The 23,899-nt window shown below is 71.6% G+C and carries 18 protein-coding genes and 1 pseudogene; 10 read left to right on the forward strand and 9 right to left on the reverse strand.

Annotation, left to right across the window (positions count from 1 at the left end; genetic code table 11):
- Nucleotides 1-61 precede the first annotated feature (61 nt).
- The 4 genes from IE107_RS27670 to IE107_RS27685 are packed head-to-tail and all read right to left on the reverse strand — an operon-like array spanning nt 62 to nt 5,919.
- Nucleotides 62-1,228, reverse strand: a complete 1,167-nt coding sequence (locus IE107_RS27670; protein ID WP_189547065.1) for an acyl-CoA dehydrogenase family protein — start codon at nt 1,226-1,228, stop codon at nt 62-64.
- Nucleotides 1,229-1,257: 29 nt separating this feature from the next.
- Nucleotides 1,258-2,199 (reverse strand): hydroxymethylglutaryl-CoA lyase, encoded by a 942-nt coding sequence (locus tag IE107_RS27675; protein WP_189547066.1) that lies wholly within the window; start codon nt 2,197-2,199, stop codon nt 1,258-1,260.
- A complete protein-coding gene (locus IE107_RS27680) occupies nt 2,196-4,289 on the reverse strand; it encodes an acetyl/propionyl/methylcrotonyl-CoA carboxylase subunit alpha (protein ID WP_189547067.1) in 2,094 nt (697 codons plus the stop codon). The genes IE107_RS27675 and IE107_RS27680 overlap by 4 nt, the downstream gene beginning before the upstream one ends.
- A 7-nt stretch (nt 4,290-4,296) precedes the next feature.
- Entirely contained in the window at nt 4,297-5,919 is a 1,623-nt protein-coding gene (locus tag IE107_RS27685) for a carboxyl transferase domain-containing protein (RefSeq protein ID WP_189547068.1), read from the reverse strand.
- 356 nt (nt 5,920-6,275) lie between these two features.
- Between IE107_RS27685 and IE107_RS27690 the strand changes: the two genes are divergently transcribed.
- The 4 genes from IE107_RS27690 (at nt 6,276) to IE107_RS27705 (ending at nt 11,006) form a co-directional block, all read left to right on the forward strand.
- Complete coding sequence (locus tag IE107_RS27690; RefSeq protein WP_072489146.1) at nt 6,276-6,881, forward strand: SACE_7040 family transcriptional regulator; 606 nt, start codon at nt 6,276-6,278, stop codon at nt 6,879-6,881.
- A 210-nt stretch (nt 6,882-7,091) separates the two neighbouring features.
- Entirely contained in the window at nt 7,092-8,561 is a 1,470-nt protein-coding gene (locus tag IE107_RS27695) for a glycosyltransferase (RefSeq protein ID WP_189547069.1), read from the forward strand.
- Between the two features lie 63 nt (nt 8,562-8,624).
- A complete protein-coding gene (locus IE107_RS27700) occupies nt 8,625-10,145 on the forward strand; it encodes a DUF6056 family protein (RefSeq protein ID WP_189547070.1) in 1,521 nt (506 codons plus the stop codon).
- 75 nt (nt 10,146-10,220) lie between these two features.
- The gene (locus tag IE107_RS27705) at nt 10,221-11,006 is read left to right on the forward strand and encodes a phosphatase (RefSeq protein ID WP_189547071.1); all 786 of its coding nucleotides are present in this window, start codon (nt 10,221-10,223) and stop codon (nt 11,004-11,006) included.
- A 63-nt stretch (nt 11,007-11,069) separates the two neighbouring features.
- Here IE107_RS27705 and IE107_RS27710 read toward each other — a convergent pair whose 3' ends face one another.
- The 4 genes from IE107_RS27710 to IE107_RS27725 form a co-directional block, all read right to left on the reverse strand.
- On the reverse strand, nt 11,070-12,038 hold the full coding sequence (locus IE107_RS27710; protein ID WP_189547072.1) for a cation diffusion facilitator family transporter: 969 nt from the start codon (nt 12,036-12,038) through the stop codon (nt 11,070-11,072).
- Between the two features lie 52 nt (nt 12,039-12,090).
- The gene (locus IE107_RS27715; protein ID WP_189547073.1) at nt 12,091-12,966 is read right to left on the reverse strand and encodes an acyl-CoA thioesterase; all 876 of its coding nucleotides are present in this window, start codon (nt 12,964-12,966) and stop codon (nt 12,091-12,093) included.
- Nucleotides 12,967-12,985: 19 nt separating this feature from the next.
- Nucleotides 12,986-14,143, reverse strand: a complete 1,158-nt coding sequence (locus IE107_RS27720; protein ID WP_189547074.1) for an acyl-CoA dehydrogenase family protein — start codon at nt 14,141-14,143, stop codon at nt 12,986-12,988.
- Nucleotides 14,144-14,321: 178 nt separating this feature from the next.
- Nucleotides 14,322-14,711: a peptidase inhibitor family I36 protein gene (locus IE107_RS27725; protein WP_189547075.1), complete on the reverse strand. Its 390-nt coding sequence runs from the start codon at nt 14,709-14,711 to the stop codon at nt 14,322-14,324.
- Between the two features lie 235 nt (nt 14,712-14,946).
- Between IE107_RS27725 and IE107_RS27730 the strand changes: the two genes are divergently transcribed.
- Nucleotides 14,947-15,306, forward strand: a complete 360-nt coding sequence (locus IE107_RS27730; RefSeq protein WP_189547076.1) for a VOC family protein — start codon at nt 14,947-14,949, stop codon at nt 15,304-15,306.
- 57 nt (nt 15,307-15,363) lie between these two features.
- On the opposite strand, the gene IE107_RS27735 is transcribed toward IE107_RS27730, so the two are convergent.
- Entirely contained in the window at nt 15,364-16,824 is a 1,461-nt protein-coding gene (locus tag IE107_RS27735) for a PucR family transcriptional regulator (protein ID WP_189547077.1), read from the reverse strand.
- A 316-nt stretch (nt 16,825-17,140) separates the two neighbouring features.
- Here IE107_RS27735 and speB point away from each other — a divergent pair, with 316 nt between their 5' ends.
- The 5 genes and pseudogenes from speB to IE107_RS27760 all read left to right on the forward strand — a co-directional run bounded on the left by speB (nt 17,141) and on the right by IE107_RS27760 (nt 23,896).
- On the forward strand, nt 17,141-18,109 hold the full coding sequence (gene speB / locus IE107_RS27740; protein WP_189547078.1) for an agmatinase: 969 nt from the start codon (nt 17,141-17,143) through the stop codon (nt 18,107-18,109).
- Between the two features lie 15 nt (nt 18,110-18,124).
- A pseudogene (locus IE107_RS27745) lies at nt 18,125-18,422 on the forward strand (thiamine pyrophosphate-dependent enzyme); the annotation flags it as partial.
- Nucleotides 18,423-18,509: 87 nt separating this feature from the next.
- Complete coding sequence (locus tag IE107_RS27750) at nt 18,510-18,731, forward strand: hypothetical protein (RefSeq protein ID WP_189547079.1); 222 nt, start codon at nt 18,510-18,512, stop codon at nt 18,729-18,731.
- A 188-nt stretch (nt 18,732-18,919) separates the two neighbouring features.
- The gene (locus IE107_RS27755; RefSeq protein ID WP_189547080.1) at nt 18,920-19,891 is read left to right on the forward strand and encodes a serine hydrolase; all 972 of its coding nucleotides are present in this window, start codon (nt 18,920-18,922) and stop codon (nt 19,889-19,891) included.
- Nucleotides 19,892-20,140: 249 nt separating this feature from the next.
- Nucleotides 20,141-23,896, forward strand: a complete 3,756-nt coding sequence (locus tag IE107_RS27760; protein WP_229867285.1) for an ABC transporter ATP-binding protein — start codon at nt 20,141-20,143, stop codon at nt 23,894-23,896.
- The last annotated feature ends 3 nt before the right edge of the window (nt 23,897-23,899 follow it).

Below are 23,899 nucleotides of genomic sequence, written 5' to 3' on the forward strand. Positions count from 1 at the left end.
CGGACAGCGGCGAGGGCGGGTCCGGGAAAACCGGATCCGCCCTCGCCGTATCTGCCGTGGGTCAGGCCGGGAGGCCCAACTCGCGGGCGATCAGCATCCGCTGGACCTCGCTCGTGCCCTCGCCGATCTCCAGGATCTTGGAGTCGCGCCACATCCTGGCGACCGGGTACTCGTTCATGAAGCCGTAGCCGCCGTGGATCTGGGTCGCCTCGCGGGCGTTGTCCACCGCCACCGTCGACGAGTACAGCTTCGCGATCGCCGCCTCCTTCTTGAACGGCTCGCCCGCCACCATGCGCGAGGCCGCGTCGCGCCAGCCGACCCGGGCCATGTGGGCGCGCATCTCCATGTCCGCGATCTTGAACTGGATCGCCTGGTTCGAGCCGATCGGCCTGCCGAACGCGTGGCGCTCGGCCGCGTACTTCACCGACTCGTCGACGCAGCCCTGCGCCAGGCCCGTGGACAGCGCGGAGATGGCGATCCGGCCCTCGTCCAGGATGCGCAGGAACTGGGCGTAGCCGCGGCCCTCCTCGCCCAGCAGGTTCGCCAGCGGGACGCGGACGTCGGAGAAGGACAGCTCACGGGTGTCCGAGGCGTTCCAGCCGACCTTGGAGTACGGGGCGGCCACCGTGAAACCGGGGGTGCCGGACGGCACGATGATCGAGGAGATGCGCGGGGCGCCGTTCTCCTTGCGGCCGGTCACCGCCGTCACCGTGACCAGCTCTGTGATGTCCGTACCGGAGTTGGTGATGAAGCACTTGGAGCCGTTGATCACCCACTCGCCGGAGGCCTCGTCGCGCACCGCCGTCGTCCGGGTGCCGCCCGCGTCCGAGCCGCCGTCGGGCTCGGTCAGGCCGAACGCACCGAGCGCCTCGCCCGAGCAGAGCTTCGGCAGCCACTGCCGCTTCTGCTCCTCGGTGCCGAAGCGATAGACGGGCATCGCGCCGAGCGAGACCCCGGCCTCCAGCGTGATCGCCACGGAGGAGTCGACCCGGGCCAGCTCCTCCAGGGCGATCCCGAGGGCGAGGTAGTCGCCGCCCATGCCGCCGTACTCCTCCGGGAACGGCAGCCCGAACAGGCCCATCCGCCCCATCTCCCGCACGATCTCGTACGGGAACTCGTGCCGTTCGTAGAAGTCGCCGATCTTCGGCGCGACGACGTCGTGCGCGAACTCCTCGACGGTGCGCCGCAGTTCCTCGTGTTCGGCGGTCAGCCGGTGGTCCAGGGACATGGCAGGGGTCACTCCTTGTGGGACGGTGTCTATCGCACCGAGAGCGCGCGGACGGTACGGGACGGGCTGGGGCGGCCCAGTTGATCGGCGAGCCACACGCTGGTGGCGGTGAGCGTGTCGAGATCGACCCCGGTTTCGATGCCGAGGCCGTCGAGCATCCACACGAGGTCCTCGGTGGCGAGATTCCCGGTCGCGCTCTTGGCGTACGGGCAGCCGCCGAGGCCGCCCGCGGAGGCGTCCACCGTGGTCACCCCGTGCTGGAGCGCGGCCAGGGTGTTGGAGAGGGCCTGCCCGTACGTGTCGTGGAAGTGCACGCCGATGGTGTCGGTGGTCACCCCCTCCTCGTTCAGTTCGGCGAGCAGGGTCTGCACATGGCCGGGCGTGGCGACGCCGATGGTGTCGCCGAGGGAGAGCTCGTCGCAGCCGAGATCCATCAGCGCCTTGGCGACCCGGACGACCTGATGGACGGGGACGGGCCCCTCCCACGGGTCGCCGAAGCACATCGACAGATAGCCGCGGACATGCACCTTGTCGGCCTTGGCGCGGGCCACCACCGGCTCGAACATGGCGAGCGACTCGTCGACGGTGCGGTTGAGATTGCGGGCGGCGAACGTCTCGGTCGCGGAACCGAACACGGCGATCCGGCGGGCACCGAGCGCCAGCGCCCGGTCCAGGCCGCGTTCGTTCGGTACGAGGACCGGCAGGGCGACGCCGTCGATGTCGGCGAGGCGGGGGAACAGGTCCTCGGCGTCGGCCAGTTGGGGCACCCACTTGGGGTGCACGAAGCTGGTCGCCTCGACGGTGGACAGGCCCGAGGCGGCCAGCCGGTGGATGAACTCCGCCTTCACCTCGGTCGGTACGACGGTCTTCTCGTTCTGCAGCCCGTCGCGGGCGCCGACCTCGTGGATGCGCACCTGGGCGGGCAGATCCTGGGCCGGCACGGTCATGGGCAGGGTGCGGGACGTCGTCATGCTTCCTCCCCGGGAGCCTCGACGGGGGCGACCACGGCCAGGATCTGGTCCATGGCGACCGTCGCACCGGCGCTGACGTCCAGTTCGGTCACGGTCCCGGCGTGCGGGGCGGAGATGACGTGTTCCATCTTCATCGCCTCGACGACGAGCAGGCTCTGCCCGGCCACGACCTCGTCCCCGACCGCCACCTTCACCACGGTGACGGTCCCGGGCATGGGCGCGGCGAGCGTGTCCGCACCGGAACGGCCCGCGCCGGCCAGCGAGGCCGCCACCGGGTCGTGGTCCTGTACGTGCCAGCTGTCGCCGTCCCGGCCGAGCCACACCCCGTCCGGGGAGGCGGCATGGGTGAACGTGTGGGTGACACCGGCGAGTTCGAGCGTGAGGCGGTGCGAGGACAGCTCGGTCGGCCTGGCCGTCTCCCTGCCGCCGGGCAGCGGGGCCAGCGGACCGCACGTCCCCGTCACGGGCTCCGGCGGCTGCGGGCCCTCCCCGACATGGCCGAACGTCAGCTCCGTACCGGCCGGGCAGGAGCGCAGCGAGACCTGCACCGGGTCGTGGCCCGGCAGCCGGAAGTCGAGCACCGTGCGGGCCGGGGTGCCGCCGAGCCGCCAGCCGCTCGCCACCGAGAACGGGTCGACCCAGCCGGAGGCGTCGGCGGGGGAGGCGGCGGGGGCCGTGGACTGCCGCAGCAGCGCCGCCGCCGCGTACACCTCCTCGGGCACCCCCTCCGGCACCAGCCCGGCCGCCTCGCGCTCCACCAGCCCGGTGTCCAGATCGCCCGCCACCACCGCCGGGTGGGCGAGCAGTCGGCGCAGGAAACCGGCGTTGGTCGGGACGCCGAGGATCACCGTGTCCGCGAGCGCCGCCCGCAGCCGGCGCAGGGCGGTGGCGCGGTCGGGGCCGTACGCGATGACCTTCGACAGCATCGGGTCGTACAGGCTGCCGACCTCGCCGCCCTCGCCGAGCCCGGAGTCCGTCCGCACCCCGTTGCCCTGCGGCTCGTGCAGTGCGAGGACCGTGCCGCCCGAGGGCAGGAAGCCGCGCCCCGGGTCCTCGGCGCAGATCCGGGCCTCGATCGCATGGCCGGTGAGCGCGATGTCCCGCTGCTCGTACGGGAGCTGTTCGCCCGCCGCGACCCTGAGCTGCCACTCGACCAGGTCCAGGCCGGTGATCAGCTCGGTGACCGGGTGCTCGACCTGGAGGCGGGTGTTCATCTCCATGAAGAAGTACGAGGCGGGGTCGTTGCCCGGGACGATGAACTCCACCGTGCCCGCGCCCACATAGCCGCAGGAGCGGGCCGCCTGGACGGCCGCCTCGCCCATCGCCGCCCGGGTCTCCTCGTCGAGCAGGACCGAGGGCGCCTCCTCGATGATCTTCTGGTGGCGGCGCTGGAGCGAGCACTCGCGCTCACCGAGGTGGACCACGTTGCCGTGGGCGTCCGCCAGCACCTGGATCTCGATGTGCCGGGGGCGGTCGATCCACCGCTCCACCAGCAGGGTGTCGTCGCCGAACGAGGCCCGCGCCTCGCGCCGGGCGGCCGCGATCTCGTCCCCGAGCAGGGTCTCGTCGCGCACCAGCCGCATGCCCTTGCCGCCGCCGCCCGCCGAGGGCTTCAGCAGCACCGGCATCCCGATCTCGCGGGCCGCGTCGACCAGCCGGTCGTCGGTGAGCCCGCTTCCCGAGGAGCCGGGCACCACCGGAACGCCGGCCGTCGCGACCGTCTCCTTGGCCCGGATCTTGTCGCCCATCAGCGTGATCGCGGAGGCGGGCGGGCCGATGAAGACCAGGCCCGCCTCGGCGCACGCCCGCGCGAAGCCCGCGTTCTCGGCGAGGAATCCGTATCCCGGGTGGACGGCCTGGGCGCCGGTGCGGCGGGCCGCGTCCAGCAGTGCGGGCACGCTCAGATAGCTCATGGCAGCCGGGGCGGGCCCGATCCGTACCGCCGTGTCGGCCTCCCTTACGTGCCGGGCGTCCGCGTCCGCGTCGCTGAAGACGGCGACGGACCGCACACCCAGCTCGCGCAGGGTCCGGATGACCCGGACCGCGATCTCGCCGCGGTTGGCGACAAGAACGGTGTCGAACATCGTCATCTGTTCCTCACATCCGGAAGACGCCGAAGCCGGGCGCTGCGGGGTCCCTTTGGGGAAGTGGAGCGTTGGCACACGCGGTCAGAGCGAGCCCCAGCACCTGCCGGGTCTCCATCGGGTCGATCACACCGTCGTCCCAGAGCCGGGCGGTGGCGTAGTACGCGTTGCCCTGCGTCTCGTACTGCTCGCGGATCGGTGCCTTGAAGGCTTCCTCGTCCTCGGCGCTCCAGTCGTCGCCCAGCTGGTCGCGCTTGACCGTCGCGAGGACGGACGCGGCCTGCTCGCCGCCCATGACGGAGATCTTCGCGTTGGGCCACATCCACAGGAAGCGCGGCGAGTAGGCCCGCCCGCACATCGAGTAGTTACCGGCCCCGTAGGACCCGCCGACCACGACGGTCAGCTTCGGCACCCGCGTGCAGGCGACGGCCGTGACCATCTTGGCGCCGTGCTTGGCGATGCCGCCGGCCTCGTAGTCCCGGCCCACCATGAAGCCGGAGATGTTCTGCAGGAAGACCAGCGGGATGCCGCGCTGGTCGCACAGCTCGATGAAGTGGGCGCCCTTCTGGGCCGACTCGGAGAACAGGATGCCGTTGTTGGCGACGATGCCGACGGGGTGGCCGTGGATGTGGGCGAAGCCGGTGATCAGCGTCGTCCCGTACTCGGCCTTGAACTCGGCGAACCGGGATCCGTCGACGACCCGGGCGATCACCTCGCGCACGTCGTACGGGGTGCGGGAGTCGACCGGAACCGCGCCGTACAGACCTGCGGGATCGACCTTCGGCTCGTCGACCGGGCGCACGGACCACGGCAGCGCGCCCCGGTCCGGCAGGGTGGCCACGATGTTCCGCACGATGCGCAGCGCGTGCGCGTCGTCCTCGGCGAGATGGTCGGTCACGCCCGACGTACGGGAGTGCACCTCGCCGCCGCCCAGCTCCTCGGCCGTCACGACCTCGCCGGTCGCGGCCTTCACCAGCGGAGGACCGCCCAGGAAGATCGTGCCCTGGTTGCGGACGATCACGGCCTCGTCGCTCATCGCGGGGACGTACGCCCCGCCGGCCGTGCACGAGCCCAGCACCGCCGCGATCTGCGGAATGCCGGCCCCGGACATCCGGGCCTGGTTGTAGAAGATCCGCCCGAAGTGCTCCCGGTCGGGGAAGACCTCGTCCTGCATCGGCAGGAACGCACCGCCCGAGTCGACGAGATAGAGGCAGGGGAGACGATTCTCCAGCGCCACTTCCTGGGCCCGGAGGTGCTTCTTCACCGTCATCGGGTAGTACGTGCCGCCCTTGACGGTCGCGTCATTGGCGACGATCACGCACTCCCGGCCGCTCACCCGGCCGATCCCGGCGATGACCCCGGCCGCCGGGGCGGCGCCCCCGTACAGCCCCTCGGCCGCCAGCGGCGCCAGCTCCAGGAACGGGGAGCCCGGATCGAGCAGGGTGTCCACCCGGTCCCTGGGCAGCAGCTTGCCGCGCGCCACATGCCGGGCGCGGGCTCTCTCACCCCCGCCGAGCCTGGCCGTGGCGAGCCGCTTGCGCAGCTCGTCGGCGAGCGCGTGATGCGCCGCCTCGTTGGCCTGCCAGGCCTCGGAGGCGGGATCGGCCGCGCTCGCCAGCACCGGTGCCTGCTGCATCGTGTCGAGCCCCCTTGCCCGTACCGCAGTGGTTAGTGACCGTTAACGTCTGACCTCAGGTTAACGAGCGCTAACAGCCTTGTCCAGGCCGGTCGGCCGGTCCCCGCAGTGGTTCCGACAGGTATCGGTCATCTGTGTCCCGCAGGGGGTGCGCGCGGTGACGCTGTGGGCGTGGCCCGTGAAGGCGGAGGGAGGTCGCTGAACCGTGAGCACGGGCGGCGTGCCGCTGCCGTGCTCCGCCGGTACGGCGACCGGATTCGTCGGCGCCGACGGGGCCGGCAGGGTGACGGCCGTCCGGGTCGTGCCGGATCCGGGTGCGTTAACGTTCGCTAACCCGACTGTCTAGAATCGAATCCATGACCACGAGGACGGACGCCCCCACCCGCCGCGAGCAGATCCTCAAGGAGGCCGCCCGCCTCTTCGCCGAGCGCGGCTTCCACGGTGTCGGTGTCGACGAGATAGGCGCCGCCGTCGGTATCAGTGGCCCCGGGCTCTACCGCCACTTCCCCGGCAAGGACGCGATGCTCGCCGAGCTGCTGGTCGGGATCAGTGAGCGGCTGCTGGCGGGCGGGCAGCTGCGCGTCTCGGAGGACGCCGCCTGCGCGGACGGCTCCCCGCAGGCCCTGCTCGACGCGCTCATCGAGGGGCACATCGACTTCGCCCTCGACGACCGTCCCCTGATCACCCTCCACGACCGCGAGCTGGACCGGCTCCGGGACGCCGACCGCAAGCGGGTCCGCCAGCTCCAGCGGCAGTACGTCGAGGTGTGGGTGGAGGTGGTCCGCGAGATGTATCCGGAGCTGCCCGAGCACGAGGCCCGGGCCGCCGTCCACGCCGTCTTCGGCCTGCTGAACTCGACCCCGCACCTGGGCCGGCCCGGTGCGCAGCCGGACCGTGCGGGCACGGCGGCACTGCTGCACCGGCTGGCGCGCGGCGCCTTCGAGGCGGCGGCCCGCGCGTAAGGGCTCGGCGGGTGCCCGGTGGGTGCCGGCGGGTGGGTCCGTGATTTCCACCCGGTATTGAATATATGAATTGATGCGAAAGGGATGAGGTGTCTCCTCATAATTCCCTTTCCCTTCCCTTTTCCTCGAAGAGCTTCGTCGGTCGCAGTTTCGCGAGGCCCCCAGGCTTATGGTTTGAGCTGTCCCGCCCACGCCTGATGGGGAATTTAAATGAAAACATGTCAGGTTTCGATCGTTGTCCCCTGTTTCAATGAGGACGAGGTCATCGAGGTGTTCCACCGTGCGTTGATCTCTGCCCTCGAACCGACGCGGCGGACCTTCGAGATCTGTTATGTCGACGACGGCAGCAGCGACCGGACCAGGCTCCGGATCGGTTCGCTCGCCACTTCGGACCGGCGGGTCCGCTACACCTCCTTCAGCCGTAATTTCGGCAAGGAGGCCGCCATGCTCGCCGGACTGCGCATGTCCCGCGGCGACGCCGTCGTCCTCATGGACGCCGACCTCCAGCACCCGCCCGAACTGCTGCCCCGCATGCTGGAGTTGCGGCAGTGCGGCTACGACCAGGTCGTCGCGCGGCGCGACCGCGCGGGAGAGGGCGCCCTGCGCACCTTTCTCAGCGCCCTTTACTACCAGGCCATGGGCCGGTGCATGGACGTCGAGGTCGTCGACGGCGACGGCGACTTCAGGCTGCTGTCGCGCACCGCCGTGGACGCCGTGCTCGCGCTGCCCGAGACCAACCGGTTCTCCAAGGGGATCTTCTCCTGGATCGGCTTCGACACCGTCGGTTTCACCTACCGGAACATCCAGCGCGCGGCAGGACGTTCGAAGTGGGGCGGCAGACGCCTGCTCAACTACGGGATCGACGGGCTGGTCTCGTTCAACAGCCATCCGCTGCGCCTGGCCATCCACATCGGTCTCGCGCTCGCGCTCGCGGCACTGGGATACGCCGTGTGGACCATCGTCGGCGTCGTGCTCCACGGTGTCGTCGTACCCGGTTACACCACCCTGCTGACCGCCGTCGTGGCGCTCGGCGGAATCCAGCTCGCCACGCTCGGCGTCATCGGCGAATACGTGGGACGGATCTATTCCGAGTCGAAACGCCGCCCGCACTACCTGGTACGGGAGACGAACGAATCTCCGCACGTCCGCCCGGCCGATGTCCCGGGAGAGGTGCGTCCGGGCCCGTCCGGCCCCGGGGGCGGGAGGCCGTCGGCGCGACGCACCGGGGCGACCGCGCTCGGGGCATCGAGGAGACGCACCCTGCGCCAGTTCATCGAATTCGGGTTGATCGGAATCATCAATACGGCGGTATATCTCGCGGTATACGCCTCACTGAATGCCTGGATTCCCTATCTGGCCGCACACGTCATCGGATACGCGGTCAGTGTCGTGGGATCATTCCTGCTCAACTCCTTCATCACCTGCCGCACGAAGCCGACCTGGCACGCCTTCGTCCGGTATCCCCTGTCGAGCGTCGTCAATCTCGTACTCACCGGAATTCTGCTCTACCTCGGCGTGAGCGGGCTGGGCATGGACAAGAACATCGCCGCCGTGGCCGCGGGGATCCTCGCCACCCCCTTCTCGTTCCTGCTCGCCCGTTGGGCCATCGACTCCGGTGCCGCCCTCGCCCGGCAGGGCGGCGGCCCGGCCGAGAGCAGTGCCGGACACACCACACCGTGAACCCACCGCATGAACTTCTCGGCACGCAGGACGCGAGCAACCTAGGAAGGGCAACCAGTGCACATGACCACGGACATGTCGAAATCCGTCGGCACACAGACGGAGGGCGAGGAATCCTCCCGGCCGGAACCACCCCCTCCGGGCACCGCGCGGCGGCGGTGGACGGCGATCGGGACATCGGGCCTCGCCCTGCTGCCGCTCGCCCTGCTCGGCGCGGCCTTCTGGATCGGTCGGCTGGTCCGTCCGGGAGGGGACGACTGGTGCTTCCTCCCGGTGGTACGGGACGGAGGCGCCTCGGGGATGATCGGAAAGTTCTTTCTCCACGACAACGGACGCATCGCCAACGCGCTGCTCGTCATCGGCTACGGATCCTTCGGCGTCCCGGGCCACCAATGGTTCGCCCTGGTCAGCGGGGTGCTCATGCTGGGCATCCTCTGGGCGCTGATCGCCTCCGCGCTCAAGCGGGCCGGGCTGACCGCGCCGCGCGGGCTGGCGCTGCTGGTGGCCGCGACGGCGGCGGCGCTCTTCTTCTTCGCGACGCCCAACCCGTACAAGGCGTTCTACTGGCCCGCCAACTCCGTCTCGCACACCGTCGCGCCGGTGCTGGCCTGCGCCGCCGTGATCCCCTTGCTGCGCGCACGGACACGGCGGGGACGCGACTTCGCGCTGGGCGTCGCGTACCTGGCGGGGATCTTCATCGGCACCCTGTCGGAGGAGACATCGGTCGTCGCGTGCGTCGTGCTCGCCACCGTCCTGCTGATGAGCCGGTGGGCCCTTCCCGGGGCGGGCCGGACCCGTACGCGCGTCTGGTGCGTGGTTGCCTTCGCCGGGGTCGCCGTCGGGACGGCCATCCTGTATCTGTCGCCCGGCGCACGCGCCCGGCGTGAACGGTTCGGCGCCGACGGCGCCTCCATGTTCGGCCCCGAGGCGCTGATCGCGTCGCTGCGGGCGTTCGGGCACGTCCTGGGGACGGTCTTCACGACCTGGCAGTACCTGGGAGCGGTCGCCGTCGGCGTGCTGCTGGGCCTGCTGGTGCGCGGAGGCGAGGGAGGAACGGACGGGCCGGACGGGTCCCTGCGCCGCAGGCCCCTCCTCCTGGTTCTCGTCGGATTCCTCGCCTTCCTGGTCTCCGGCTACCTCTGCATCGTCGTCGCCTACCCGCCCTTCGGCGCGAGCGTGGTGAGCGCGTCGCGCATCTGGGGCGACTTCCTCCTGTTCTACGTGCTGTTCCTGGTCGGCGTCGGCGCCCTGATGGGACGGGCGTTGCGGGCCCGCAGGTGGGGGATCCGCGCGGCGACGGCGGCGGCCGCCGCCGTCGTGTGCGCCGCGACCTGCGTCGGCCTCGCCGTCCCGCTGCTCCGGCTGGAACGGCAGATGGACGTGCGTGCCCAGCGGTGGGACCGGCAGGACCGCTCACTGAGGGCCGGGGCGGCGCGCGGCGCCCAGGTGCTCCCGTACACGCCGGTATCGGTCAGCGGGATGCTGGAGCCGTTCGGCAACCACGGCAAGCGGGCGTGGCCGGCGAAATGCGTCGCCCAGTACTACCACCTGGAGAAGATCACGCCTTCGACCCGGCTGCCCTGAGCGGCGGGCCGGGCCGATCGGTCCGCCGCGCGAGACATCCGGCACACTGCGCACACCTGACGGCACAATGGGTTCATGCCTATACCCAGCCGTGCCGCCCTCGTCGAACACCTCGTCCGCACGCGCATAGCCGGAGACGTCGCGACACCACGCGACAACAACCTCTCCCACTACCGCAAGCTCGCCAACGGCGACCGCCACTACTGGCTGGGGCTGGAGCTCGGGGACCGGTGGCGCGACGAGCAGGACGTGCTGGCGGTGATGGCCGAGCGCTGCGGGGTCAGTGACGACCCGGAGCACCGGTTCGGACAGGACACCATCGACCCGGAGCTGACCGTCGACGCGCTGGAGCGGATGGCGGCGCGGCTGCGGAAGGCGGTGGCGGGGTCGGAGCGGGTGCTGTTCGCGACCGGGCACCCGGGCGGGCTCCTCGATGTGCACCGGCAGACCGCCCAGGCGCTGCGGGCCGCCGGATGCGAGATCGTGACGATTCCCTCGGGGCTGATCGCCGACGAGGGCATGGTGTTCCAGTTCGCGGACGTCGCGGTGCAGGAGCGCGGCGCCACCCTCTGGCACACGCACTCGCCCGCCCCGATGGCCGCGATCCTGGACGGCCTGGAGCGCGAGGGCCGCCCGCTGCCGGACCTGGTGGTCGCCGATCACGGTTGGGCGGGGTGCGCGGCGCAGCGCGGGCTGGACGCGATGGGATACGCGGACTGCAACGACCCGGCGCTCTTCCTCGGCGAGGCGGAGGGGACGCTCCAGGTGGCCGTCCCGCTGGACGACCATGTGCTGGACCCGCGGTTCTATGACCCGATGACGGAGTACCTCCTGGACGCGGCGGGGCTGATCGGGGGCTGATCCGGGGGGCCGCACGACGGGGCGGGCCCGCAGGAACGGAGGACACCGGGCGGGTCCGCCCGATCAGGTACCGGCCCCCCGCCGCAGCCTCAGGGCCGGGGTGGGGTCCAGGTACACCCGGCGGATCGACGGATAGCGCTCCCGCAGCTGTTCCTCCGCCTCCTCGCACGCCCACTCGACCTGGCCGGCGGTCGAGGCGTCCCGGAAGTCGATCTTCGCGGCGACCAGGATCTCGGCCGGACCCTGGATGAGCGTGGTGAGTTCCAGTACGTCGATGATGTGCGGGACGGAGAGCAGTTCCTCGCGGATGCCGGCACGCATCGCCTTCGGCACCGGGCGGCCGATGAGCAGCTGGGCGTTGGACCGGCCCAGAACCCAGGCGACGTACACCAGCAGCAGACCGATCAGGACCGACGCGATGCCGTCCCAGACCCCGGACCCGGTCAGCTGGCCGCCGAGCAGGCCGCCTGCGGCGAGCAGCAGCCCCACCAGTGCCGCCGAGTCCTCCATCACCACGGCCTTGACGGCGGTGTCGGGGGTGTGGCGGAGGTAGTGCCGGAGGGGCGCTCGCAGCCGCGCGGCCTCGCCGCGGACCTGCCGGATCCCGGTGCGCAGCGAGTAGCCCTCCAGCAGGAAGGCCACCGCGAGCACGACGTACGAGACGAGCGGATCGCCGAGCTCCTCGCCCTTCGCGAGGGTGTGGACGCCGTCGTAGACGGAGAAGACCGCACCGCCGACGAACGTGGCCACGGAGGCGAGCATCGCCCAGATGTAGCGCTCCGGGCCGTAGCCCAGCGGGTGTTCCTCGTCGGCGGGCCTGTCACTGCGCTTCAGTGCGGTGAGCAGCAGCAGCTCGGTCACCGTGTCGGCGACCGAGTGCGCCGCCTCGGAGAGCATCGCGCTCGACCCGCTGATCAGCCCGGCGACGACCTTCGCCGCGGCGATGCCCAGATTGGCCGCCGCCGCGACGACGACCGTGACCATGGACTGCCCGCCCCCGGTCTTCGCGCCACTCGTGGTCTCGTCGCTCATGGTGCGGAGTATGTCCGAATCGACGGGACACGGCCCGTCGGTGCGGCGCGCGTCAGCCCCGGGGAACGCGGACCACGCCCTCCTGGATGACGGTGATCGCCAGCCGGCCGTCCTGGGTGTGGATCCGGGCCTGGCCGAGCCCGCGCCCACCGGAGGCGGACGGCGACTCCTGGTCGTACAGCAGCCATTCGTCGGCCCGGAACGGCCGGTGGAACCACATCGCGTGGTCCAGGCTCGCGCCGACCACGTCGCCGACCGCCCAGCCACCGCGCCCATGGGCCAGGAGCACCGAGTCGAGCAGCGTCATGTCGGAGACGTACGTCGCCATGCAGACATGGAGCAGCGGATCGTCCGCGAGCTTGCCGTTGGTGCGGAACCACACCTGGGAGCGGGGTTCGCGCGGTTCGCCGACGCTGCCGAAGGGCGGGGCGTCCACGTACCGCAGGTCGACCGCGGCCCGCGCCTCGATCAGCCGGTCCACTACCTCCGGCTCGCTGAAGCGGTCCGCGTACCGGGGCAGCAGCTGCTCTGCCGTGGGCAGTGTCTCCGGGTCCGGGGCGGGCGGCATCGGCGCCTGGTGCTCCAGGCCTTCCTCGTACGTCTGGAACGAGGCCGAGAGGTGGAAGATCGGCTGGCCGTGCTGGACGGCGACGACCCGGCGGGTGGTGAAGGAGCGACCGTCGCGGATGCGGTCGACGCTGTAGACGATCGGCGCGCCCGGGTCGCCCATCCGCAGGAAGTAGGAGTGCAGGGAGTGGGCGCTCCGGTCGGCGGGGACGGTGCGGCCCGCGGCGACCAGGGCCTGGGCCGCGACCTGGCCGCCGAAGACGCGGGGCACGAGGGCCGAACGGCTCGTACCCCGGAAGATGTCCCGCTCGATCTGCTCCAGGTCGAGCAGATCGAGCAGGGAGTCCAGTGCTGCGCTCATGGAAGGAACGTAGCCGCTCTCACAGACCCATGGACTTGGCGATGATCGACTTCATGACCTCGCTGGTGCCGCCGTAGATGCGGTTGACCCGGTTGTCCGCGTACAGGCGGGCGATCGGGTACTCGTTCATGTAGCCGTAGCCGCCGTGCAGCTGGAGGCAGCGGTCGATGACGCGGTGCGCGACCTCGGTGCAGAACAGCTTCGCGGAGGCGGCCTCGGCGGCGGTCAGCTCACCGGCGTCGTGGGCCTCGATGGCGCGGTCGCAGACGGCCTCGGCCGCGTCCACCTCGGCCTGGCAGGCGGCCAGCTCGAACTTGGTGTTCTGGAAGGACGCGACGGTCTTGCCGAAGACGGTGCGCTCGCTCACGTACTGCTGGGCGAACCGGACCGCCGCCTTGGCCTGGGCGTACGCGCCGACGGCGATGCCGAGGCGCTCCTGCGGCAGGTTCTGGCCGAGGTAGGAGAAGCCCTTGTTCTCCTCGCCGAGGAGGTCCTCGACCGGCACCTTGACGTCGACGAAGGACAACTCGGCGGTGTCGGAGGTGCGCAGGCCCAGCTTGTCGAGCTTGCGGCCGACCGAGTAGCCCTCGGCCTTGGTGTCGACGACGAGCAGCGAGATGCCGTGCCGGCGGTCGTCGGCCCTGGGCGCGTCGGTGCGGGCGCAGACGATGACCCGGTCGGCGTGGACGCCGCCGGTGATGAACGTCTTGGCGCCGTTGAGGACGTAGTGGGTGCCGTCCTCGGAGAGCTTGGCGGTGGTCTTCATGCCGGCCAGGTCGGAACCGGTGCCCGGCTCGGTCATCGCGATGGCGTACATCGTCCTGCCGGTGACGAAGTCCGGCAGCCAGCGCTTCTTCTGCTCTTCGGTGGCGTACGCCTTGATGTACGGCAGGCAGAGCAGCACGTGCACACCGGAGCCACCGAAGTTGACGGCCGCGCGGGCGCACTCCTCGGAGATGATCGCTTCGAACTTGAAGGACTCGACCCCGGCGCCGCCGAACTCCTCCGGCACCTCGATGCCGAATATGCCCAGCTCGGCGAGCTTGTAGTAGAAGTCGCGGGGCACCTGCCCGGCCGCGAACCACTCGTCGTAGACGGGGGCGACCTCGGCCTCGATGAAGGCGCGGATGGTCTCCCGGAACGCCTCGTGGTCCTCGTTGAATACCGTACGGCGCACGGGGTGCCTCCTTGGTCAGCTTCGGGCGAGCTTCGGCCAGCCTGGCTAAGCGCTTGCTCAGATGTGTTTAGAAGTTACCCGGCAGTCACCGAGGCTGTCCAGGGTGATGCGCAGCACGCCCGCGCAGACGCGCAGGAGCCTCCCCGGCCCACCGGGGAGGCCCTGCGTTCCTTGTGGCCTACTGGGGCTTGAAGGAGCGGATCTGGTAATTCCCCTGGAGATTGCCGCCCTTTCCGGCGGGGGTGGAGCCGACCCGGGCGTTGTAGTTGGTCTGTGTGTAGTACTGGACGCGGTGGTCGGTCGCGTTCCACACGGAGCGGACGTTCTGGCCGCGCTGGATGAAGGAACAGTTGTCGGCGGTATTCGCCCGCTGCTTGTCCGACCACTGGCAACGGGTACCACCTCCGTTCCAGTCGCTGTAGATACAGAAATATCCGGGGCTGCAGCTGTAGGAAGCCCTGGCGCTCTCGACGGCGGCGTTCTCCGCCGCCGCGACCGCGACGGGTCCGGTGCCGAGTCCCAGGGCCAAGGCGATCGAGGCGACGGTGAGCGCGCTGATGCGATGCATGACGAAAACCCCTTCTCCTGACGGTGAGCAGGGCTCCGCGCCCTGGTCAGCAGCAGCGTGGCACGGCTGCGACCTGCGCAGACAGGCGGAAACAGGGGCGCTCGAAGCCCGCTTCGAAGATCGCGGCACTCCTGTGCGCACCGGCGCGAACACCTGCCGGGGTGATCGACGGCGGACGCCCCGCGTCCTCCTCCCGAACCGTGCGTCGTAGGGTGGGCTCCTCCGGGGGAGGATCATGTTCGAGGGCGTACGCACCGTGATGGTGTTCGCGGAAGACCCCGAATCGTCCGCGCGGTGGTACGGAGAGCTGCTCGGTGTCCCGGTGCGGGTCGACGTCGGTGACACGGGCGCGGTCTACGCCTGGGTCGAGACCGGTGGGGTCGAACTCGGCTTCCACCCCGCCGACGACGCGCGCAACCCGAGGGGCGGCAGCCCGGTCGTGTACTGGAGCGTGGGCGACGTGGCCGCGGTCCGGGAGCGACTGCTGGCGGCCGGCTGCGCGCACCACCGAGGCCCCCTGACGATCGAGCCGGGCCGCCGCATCGCGCAGCTCCGCGACCCGTTCGGCACGGTCATCGGCATCGAAGGCCCGTAGGGCCTCTCGTCCGGGGCCCCGGCGGGCCCATCGCGCGGCTCACACGGTGGCCACCGCTCACCGCTGCCGCAACGCGAACCACAACTCCGTCCGTACGTCCATGTCGTCCAGGTCCGCGTCCAGCAGGGCCGCGCAGCGGGCGATGCGCTGGCGGACGGTGTTGCGGTGGATGCGCAGGGCCGTGGCCGTGCGGTCCCAGTTGCCGTGCAGGCTCAGCCAGCAGCGCAGGGTCTCCGCCAGCGGCTCGGTGAGCGGGGCGAGCAGGGCGCGGGCGTGCGCCTCGGCGTGCTCGGCGGGGACCAGGGCCGCCAGGCCGGCCGCGGTGTCGGTGCGGTGGTGGGCCAGCGGGGTGCGGGTGGCGACGGCGCGGCCCAGGGCGCGGGAGGCCTGGCCGTCGGCGAGGTCGAGGGCGGCGATGGGGGTGGGGGCGGACGCGCCGAGGGTCCAGCCCGGCTGCGGGGTGATCCGGTCGGCGCCGGGGACCAGTACCCGTACGGCGTCGCCGCCCCGGCCCGCGTCGACCAGGGCCGAACCGAGCGCGGCGCCCAGCGCCCCGGCGGTGAGCGGGTCGACCGGGCCGTCGCCGCTGCGGCGCGCGTGCACCACCGTCCACTGCTCGGCGCCGCCGAGCAGCGGCGCGACCTCCTGCGGGTCCGCACCCAGCAGCATCCGGACCAGGGCCGCGGACCGGCCGGCCGCGTCGGCGCCCTGGTGCGGGGCGGCCAGCAACGAGAGCAGGACGACCGCGACCCCGGCGATGGTGTGGTCGCCGGCCCCGCGCCGGTCCGTCGCCAGCGCCAGGACGAGCCCCTGCCCGCCGCCCAGCGCGTACGCGGACAGACGACTGTCCCGCAGGGTGTCGGTGGCGGACATCGGGGCGGGGCGCGTCCCGGCGGCGACCACCCGGCTGAGCCTGGCCAGCGCCGCCGCGACGTCGGGAGCGGGGCGGCGGCCCGAGGCGTGCAGTTCCTCGCCGTCGGCGGCGAGCAGCGCCGCCCGGCCCCCCAGCTGAGCCGCCAGCTGGTGCAGCACCGCCGGGACCGGGTCCGGCCGGGCCGCCGCCGTGGCCAGCGCCTGCTGGGCGCGGGTCACCCGGCGCAGCTCGCGGTGCCGGGCCTCGGCCATCAGCCGCCACACCGCACGGGCGATCGCCGTGAACGGGGTCTCGGGCGGCACCTCCACCAGCGGCAGGCCGTGCCGGTCGCACGCCTCGATCAGCTCCTGCGGCACCGTGTCGAAGACCGGCGTCACGCCGAACCCGAGCGCCGCCGCCCCCGCCTCCACCAGCCGGGCCACGAACGCGTCCGGGTCCTTCAGCAGCACCCCGGCGCTCAGCAGCAGCTCACCGCCGAGCAGATACGGATACGGGTCGGCCATCTCCGAGGTGTGCACCCACAGCAGATCCGCCTCGGCCGGACCCGCGATCCGTCGCAGCCCGAGCTCCTCGTGGGCGAGCAACTCGCCGAGCGGGATCGGGGGAGTGGGCGGCGGGGGCGGCCCGCCCGGGGTTTCCGGCATGGACGATCCATCCATCAGGGGCTTCGATGATGGATGAAACGTACTCTTCAGCGTCGCCTGCGAGCCACCTACCGTCTTCTTCACGTAAGGCATGCGTACGCGTGACCGAGACGGAGGAAGCCCATGACCCCGAACGGCGCGGCCGTACTCGCGGTCCGGCGCGAGCGGCCGGCGGGACGCGGCGCGCAGACGGAGGAGCCGGTGAGCGAACCGGTCACCGCCTGAAGGCGACCCGGCCACCACCCGAGGGCTGTCCCGCTCCCGATCGCCCCCGCACACCGAACAACGTACGAAACCCGAAGGAAAGGCACCTCACATGAGCAGCAACGAAACGCCGCGCGGCCCCGTCGACTCCTCCCGCGTCCCGCGGTACGCCGGACCCGCGACCTTCGCCCGGCTGCCCCGCCTCGACGAGGTCGGCACGACCGATGTCGCCGTCGTCGGCGTGCCCTTCGACACCGGTGTCTCCTACCGCCCCGGTGCCCGCTTCGGCGGCAACGCGATCCGTGAGGCCTCGCGCCTGCTGCGCCCGTACAACCCGGCGCAGGACGCCTCGCCCTTCGCGCTCTCACAGGTCGCCGACGCCGGAGACATCGCCGCGAACCCCTTCAACATCAACGAGGCCGTCGAGACGATCGAGGCCGCGGCCGACGACCTGCTCGCCACCGGCGCCCGCCTGATGACGCTCGGCGGCGACCACACCATCGCGCTGCCGCTGCTGCGCTCCGTCGCCAAGAAGCACGGCCCGGTCGCCCTGCTCCACTTCGACGCGCACCTCGACACCTGGGACACCTACTTCGGCGCCGAGTACACCCACGGCACCCCGTTCCGCCGCGCCGTCGAGGAGGGCATCCTCGACACCTCCGCGCTCTCCCACGTCGGCACCCGCGGCCCGCTCTACGGCAAGCAGGACCTGGACGACGACGCGAAGATGGGCTTCGGCATCGTCACCTCCGCCGACGTCATGCGGCGCGGCGTCGACGAGGTCGCCGACCAGCTGCGCCAGCGCATCGGCGACCGCCCGCTCTACATCTCCATCGACATCGACGTGCTGGACCCGGCGCACGCCCCCGGCACCGGCACCCCCGAGGCCGGCGGTCTGACCTCCCGCGAGCTCCTCGAAATCGTCCGCGGTCTGTCCTCCTGCAACCTCGTCTCCGCCGACCTGGTCGAGGTCGCCCCCGCGTACGACCACGCCGAGATCACCTCCGTCGCCGCCTCCCACACGGCCTACGAGCTGACGACGGTGATGTCCCGTCAGATCGCGGAGGCCCGTACGAAGTGAGCCCCGACCGCGACGAGCGGTTTCGGTGAACTCTCCTCGAATTACCACACGTTCTCCCTGCGCGGCCGGGTCATCCGGATCGAGGCCGACGCCGGGAAGCCGGAGTCCGACAACCCCGCGCCCGGCGTCCATGACGATCCTCGCCCGCCGGGCCTGGTCCGCCTTCGACGCCCGCCACCCGAACCCGGTGTACTCGGCCCGGGGCACGGGCGGCCTCGGCCACGGCTTCCCGGCCGCCCGCGGCGCGGCGGCGGCCGACCGTACGAGGCCGGTGCTCGCGGTCTTCGGCGACGGCGGCGCGATGTGCTCGGTCCCCGGTGGATCGTCTGCGTAGTGTGGGCAGAACAGCGGGAATTCGATCAAGCTGCCGTCCGCATGCGCCGGGCGGGGGACTGGGCACATGAGTACGCAGGACGACGGCGGGCGCGATATGCGCCGCAAACTGATCACCGGCGCGGCCCCCGCCAGGCTGCTCGGCATGCTGCGGCGCGAGAGTCCGCACCTCGGCGGAACGCTGATGTCCCCGGTCGGCAACGGCCGTCCGGCGGTGCTGAAGACGTTCGCGGAGAACTCGGCGCAACGCCACGGCTGTCCGTCCCCCCGACCGCTCCCGGCCGGCTGAACCGCGTGCACGGCATGCATTCCGGGCTCCGCCTCGGCGCCGGGCGGAGCGTCGGCGACGTCCCGGGCGTCACAAACCCGTCACATGACCCGTGCCTCGTACAACTTTTCGTACGTCAGGCGGTCATTCCTTTCGGGCGTGCAGGGGGTGCGCCCGCATCGGATGACTCAGGGGACGGGGAAAGCCTCATGACTGGATCCCACACATCCCGCCGTGCGCGCGGCGCGCTGTCCGTCGCGCTCGCCGCGGGCGTGCTCGTACCGGTGGCGCTCGCCACCGCGCCCGCCGCCGCGGCGGCTACACCGACGGTGAGCTGCACATCGGGGAAGGCGGGGCTCGCCGCCCAGCTGTCGAAGGACATCACCGCCGCGCTCAAGGGCCGGAAGTCGACGACGGCCGTGGCGCTCTACGACCGTACGACCAGGACCCACTGCACCCTGCGGGCGACCACCAAGTACGACTCCGCCAGTGTCGTGAAGGCGACCGTGCTGGCGACGCTGCTCTGGGACAACAAGAAGCACAACCGCTATCTCACCCAGCGCGAGATAAACCTCACCACCGCCATGATCACCAGGTCCGACAACAACGCGACCACCAGCCTGTGGAAGCAGCTCGGGGTGACCAAGGTCAAGGCGTTCCTCAAGGCCGCCGGGATGACGCACACCGTGCCCGGCTCCCATGGCTACTGGGGGCTGACCCAGATCACCGCCCAGGACGAGCTGCGGCTGCTGACACTGCTGACCACCAAGAACTCCGTGCTGAGCGACAGCTCGCGCGCCTACGAGCTGGGCCTGATGCGCAAGGTCGTCTCCTCGCAGCGCTGGGGCACGCCCGCCGGAGCCCCGTCCGGGGCGACCGTCCAGGTCAAGAACGGCTGGCTGCCGCGCGCCACCCACGGCTGGCGGGTGCACAGCATCGGCGCCTTCACCGGCAAGGGGCACGACTACGGGATCACCGTGCTCACCCAGGACAACAAGACGATGAACGACGGCATCAACACCATTCAGGCCGTCGCCCGCGCCGTGCACAAGGACCTCAACCCGGCCGTCGCCGCGAGGACGACCACGACCGTCGCTCCGCCCGCCGCCCCGCAGGAAGCGGTGCCCGCGGTGCCGGAGGCCCCGGCGGTACGCATGCTCACCGCGACGCCGCGGTCGTAGGTCCTGTCGGCGGGGCCGGGCCGGACAGGCCCTGCCCCGCACCGGGGCCGCCCCGCTTCGAAGTGCTGGTGAAGTCGCCAGGACGAGTGGGCGGGGTGCACAGGGGTGACGAAGCCGGCCGCGAGCCGGACCTCGGCCCCTGGTCGCATGCCTCTACGACCAGGGGCCCGCCTTTTGTGACAGCGGGATGAAATCCGCTGCCCATCGCGTTGGTGCCTTCCGGTAGAGCAGGTCTGACGGGAGGCACCGGTGACGGACGCACGGGACGTGGAGAGCGTGGCGCAGGCCCCGGGGTGGGCTCGGCGGCTGTGCGGTTACGCATGGCGCTACCGGCGCAATGTGCTGCTGGCGCTCGGTTCGTCGCTCGCCGGCATGGCGGTGATGGCGCTCGTCCCGCTGATCACCAAGGTGATCATCGACGACGTGGTCGTCGGCCACACCCGGTCCCTCGCCGTCTGGACCGGGCTCCTCATAGCCGCCGCGGCCCTGGTGTACGTGGCCACGTACATCCGCCGGTACTACGGCGGCCGGCTCGCCCTCGACGTTCAGCACGACCTCCGTACCGAGATGTACGGAACGATCACCCGCCTCGACGGGAAGCGGCAGGACGAGCTGTCCACCGGCCAGGTCGTCGGGCGCGCCACCAGCGACCTCCAGCTGATCCAGGGACTCCTGTTCATGCTCCCGATGACGATCGGGAACGTACTGCTCTTCCTCATCTCGCTGGCGATCATGGCGTGGCTCTCGCCGCTGCTCACCCTGATCGCGATCGCCGTCGCCCCCGCCCTCTGGTTCATCGCCCGCCACTCCCGCGCCCGGCTCTTCCCCGCCACCTGGTACGCCCAGGGGCAGGCCGCCGCCGTCGCCGGGGTCGTCGACGGGGCCGTCTCCGGGGTCCGGGTCGTCAAGGGGTTCGGGCAGGAGGAACAGGAGACCGGCAAACTGCGCGAGGTCGGGCGGAAGCTGTTCGCCGGGCGGCTGCGGACCATCCGGCTGAACGCCCGCTACACCCCCGCCCTCCAGGCCGTCCCCGCGCTCGGCCAGGTCGCGATGCTGGCCCTCGGCGGCTGGCTCGCCACCCGGGGCGAGATCACCCTCGGCACCTTCGTCGCGTTCTCCACCTACCTCGCCCAGCTCGTCGGCCCGGTCCGGATGCTCGCCATGGTCCTCACCGTCGGACAGCAGGCCAGGGCCGGTGTCGAGCGCGTACTGGAACTCATCGACACCGAGCCGACCATGAAGGACGGCACCAAGGAACTCCCGGCCGACGCCCCCGCGAGCGTCGAGTTCGAGGACGTACGGTTCGGCTACGACGAGGAGCGCCCCGTCCTCGACGGGTTCTCGCTGACCATCGAGCCCGGCGAGACCGTCGCCGTCGTCGGCGCGTCCGGCAGCGGGAAGTCCACCGTCTCGCTGCTGCTGCCCCGCTTCTACGACGTGACGCACGGCGCCGTCCTGGTCGGCGGCCACGACGTCCGCGAGCTGACCCACGAGTCCCTGCGTGCCGCCATCGGCCTCGTGCCGGAGGACAGCTTCCTGTTCTCCGACACCGTCCGCGCCAACATCGCCTACGGCCTCCCCGACGCCACCCAGGAACAGATCGAGCAGGCCGCCCGCGCCGCCCAGGCCGACCGATTCATCGCCGAGCTGCCCGAGGGCTACGACACCAAGGTGGGCGAGCACGGACTCACCCTCTCCGGCGGCCAGCGCCAGCGCGTCGCGCTCGCCCGCGCCATCCTCACCGACCCCCGGCTGCTCCTCCTCGACGACGCCACCTCCGCCGTCGACGCCCGCGTCGAGCACGAGATCCACGAGGCGCTGCGCCAGGTGATGGCCGGGCGCACCACCCTGCTGATCGCCCACCGCCGCTCCACCCTGGGCCTCGCCGACCGGATCGCCGTCCTGGAGCACGGCCGGCTCGCCGACATCGGTACCCACGAGGAGCTGGAGCGCCGCTCCCCGCTCTACCGGCGGCTGCTCACCGACCCGGACGAGCTGGGCGGCACCTCGCCCGGACACCAGCGGCCGGCCCCCGCCGCCGACACCACCCCCGAGGACGAGCGCGCGCTCCAGGAGGAGCTGGACGCCGAGTTCGACGCCGAGCGCGGCATCAGCCCCCACCTGTGGGTCCGCAAGGAGGAGCCGCGCGACACCGGGGCGGCCGGCATGCCCGCCACCCCCGAGCTGCTCGCCCAGGTCGCGGCGCTGCCGCCCGCCACCGACACCCCCGGCATCGACGAGGCGCGGGCCGTCCGCGCCGAGGGCTCCTACGGGCTGCGCAGGCTGCTGAGCGGCTTCGGGCTGCCGCTGCTGGTGAGCCTGGTACTGGTCGCGGCCGACGCGGGCGCCGGTCTGCTGCTGCCGGTGCTGATCCGGCACGGCATCGACCAGGGCGTCTCGCAGCTGGCGCTCGGCGCCGTCTGGGCGGCCTCCGCGCTGGCCCTCGTCGTCGTCCTCGTGCAGTGGGCCGCCCAGATCGGCGAGACCCGCATGACGGGCCGCACCGGCGAACGGGTGCTGTACGCACTGCGGTTGAAGATCTTCGCGCAGCTCCAGCGGCTCGGCCTGGACTACTACGAGCGTGAGCTGACCGGCCGGATCATGACCCGGATGACGACGGACGTGGACGCGCTGTCGACGTTCCTGCAGACCGGACTGGTCACGGCCTTCGTCTCCGTCGTCACCTTCTTCGGCATCATGGTCGCGCTGCTCGTCCTCGACGTGCAGCTGGCCCTCGTCGTCTTCGCGACACTGCCGGCCCTGGTCATCGGTACGTTCTTCTTCCGCCGCAAGAGCGTGAAGGCGTACGAGCTGGCCCGCGAACGCATCGGCGTCGTCAACGCCGACCTCCAGGAGTCCGTCTCCGGGCTGCGGATCGTGCAGGCCTTCCGCCGCGAGGCCGACGGCGCCGACCGGTTCGCGGAGCGCAGCGACCACTACCGCGAGGCCAGGGTCCGCGGCCAGTGGCTGATATCGGTCTACTTCCCGTTCGTGCAGCTGCTGTCCTCGGTGGCCGCGGCCGCCGTCCTGATCGTCGGCGCGGGCCGGGTCGACAACGGCACGCTCACCACCGGTGCGCTGGTCGCGTACCTCCTCTACATCGACCTGTTCTTCGCCCCGGTGCAGCAGCTCTCCCAGGTCTTCGACGGCTACCAGCAGGCCACCGTCTCCCTCGGCCGCATCCAGGAGCTGCTGCGCGAGCCGACCTCCACCGACGCCGCGGACGAACCGCTGGACGTGCCGTCGCTGCGCGGCGAGATCGCCTTCGAGGACGTGTCCTTCGCGTACGGGAGCGGCGACGACGCCGAGGAGGCGCTCGTCGGCGTCGACCTGCGGATACCGGCCGGGCAGACGGTCGCGTTCGTCGGTGAGACCGGCGCGGGGAAGTCCACCCTCGTCAAGCTCGTCGCCCGGTTCTACGATCCGACCGGCGGTCGGGTCACCGCGGACGGCACCGATCTGCGCCGCCTCGACCTCACCGCGTACCGGCACCGGCTCGGAGTCGTCCCGCAGGAGGCGTACCTCTTCGCGGGTACGGTCCGCGACGCGATCGCCTACGGGCGGCCCGAGGCCACCGACGCCGAGGTGGAGGCGGCGGCGCGGGCCGTCGGCGCCCACGACATGATCGCCACCCTGGACGGCGGCTATCTGCACGAGGTCGCCGAGAGGGGCCGCAACCTCTCGGCCGGCCAGCGCCAGCTGATCGCGCTGGCCCGCGCCGAACTCGTCGACCCGGACGTCCTGTTGCTCGACGAGGCGACCGCCTCTCTGGACCTGGCCAGCGAGGCCCTGGTCAACCAGGCGACCGACCGTCTCACCGGCCGCCGCACCACCCTGGTCGTCGCCCACCGGCTGACCACGGCGGCCCGCGCCGACCGGGTGGTGGTGATGGACCACGGCCGGGTCGTCGAGGACGGCACGCATGACGAACTCCTGGCCAGGGAAGGGCAGTACGCCGTGCTGTGGCGCACCTTCATCGGGGAGGACGAGCCCGCCGGGGTGTGAGCG

Origin of the sequence: Streptomyces gelaticus, from assembly GCF_014649535.1 — a bacterium.
Classification (GTDB): domain Bacteria; phylum Actinomycetota; class Actinomycetes; order Streptomycetales; family Streptomycetaceae; genus Streptomyces; species Streptomyces gelaticus.

What these genes read in the sequence shown, in the direction of transcription:
- IE107_RS27705 (WP_189547071.1), top strand. Translation starts at nt 10,221, where the DNA reads ATGCCTATACCCAGCCGTGCCGCCCTCGTCGAACACCTCGTCCGCACG.
- IE107_RS27685 (WP_189547068.1), bottom strand. Translation starts at nt 5,919, where the DNA reads ATGCAGCAGGCACCGGTGCTGGCGAGCGCGGCCGATCCCGCCTCCGAG.
- IE107_RS27750 (WP_189547079.1), top strand. Translation starts at nt 18,510, where the DNA reads ATGAGTACGCAGGACGACGGCGGGCGCGATATGCGCCGCAAACTGATC.
- IE107_RS27735 (WP_189547077.1), bottom strand. Translation starts at nt 16,824, where the DNA reads ATGCCGGAAACCCCGGGCGGGCCGCCCCCGCCGCCCACTCCCCCGATC.
- IE107_RS27700 (WP_189547070.1), top strand. Translation starts at nt 8,625, where the DNA reads ATGACCACGGACATGTCGAAATCCGTCGGCACACAGACGGAGGGCGAG.
- IE107_RS27670 (WP_189547065.1), bottom strand. Translation starts at nt 1,228, where the DNA reads ATGTCCCTGGACCACCGGCTGACCGCCGAACACGAGGAACTGCGGCGC.
- IE107_RS27695 (WP_189547069.1), top strand. Translation starts at nt 7,092, where the DNA reads ATGAAAACATGTCAGGTTTCGATCGTTGTCCCCTGTTTCAATGAGGAC.
- IE107_RS27755 (WP_189547080.1), top strand. Translation starts at nt 18,920, where the DNA reads ATGACTGGATCCCACACATCCCGCCGTGCGCGCGGCGCGCTGTCCGTC.
- IE107_RS27680 (WP_189547067.1), bottom strand. Translation starts at nt 4,289, where the DNA reads ATGACGATGTTCGACACCGTTCTTGTCGCCAACCGCGGCGAGATCGCG.
- IE107_RS27710 (WP_189547072.1), bottom strand. Translation starts at nt 12,038, where the DNA reads ATGAGCGACGAGACCACGAGTGGCGCGAAGACCGGGGGCGGGCAGTCC.
- IE107_RS27675 (WP_189547066.1), bottom strand. Translation starts at nt 2,199, where the DNA reads ATGACGACGTCCCGCACCCTGCCCATGACCGTGCCGGCCCAGGATCTG.
- speB (WP_189547078.1), top strand. Translation starts at nt 17,141, where the DNA reads ATGAGCAGCAACGAAACGCCGCGCGGCCCCGTCGACTCCTCCCGCGTC.
- IE107_RS27725 (WP_189547075.1), bottom strand. Translation starts at nt 14,711, where the DNA reads ATGCATCGCATCAGCGCGCTCACCGTCGCCTCGATCGCCTTGGCCCTG.
- IE107_RS27730 (WP_189547076.1), top strand. Translation starts at nt 14,947, where the DNA reads ATGTTCGAGGGCGTACGCACCGTGATGGTGTTCGCGGAAGACCCCGAA.
- IE107_RS27690 (WP_072489146.1), top strand. Translation starts at nt 6,276, where the DNA reads ATGACCACGAGGACGGACGCCCCCACCCGCCGCGAGCAGATCCTCAAG.
- IE107_RS27715 (WP_189547073.1), bottom strand. Translation starts at nt 12,966, where the DNA reads ATGAGCGCAGCACTGGACTCCCTGCTCGATCTGCTCGACCTGGAGCAG.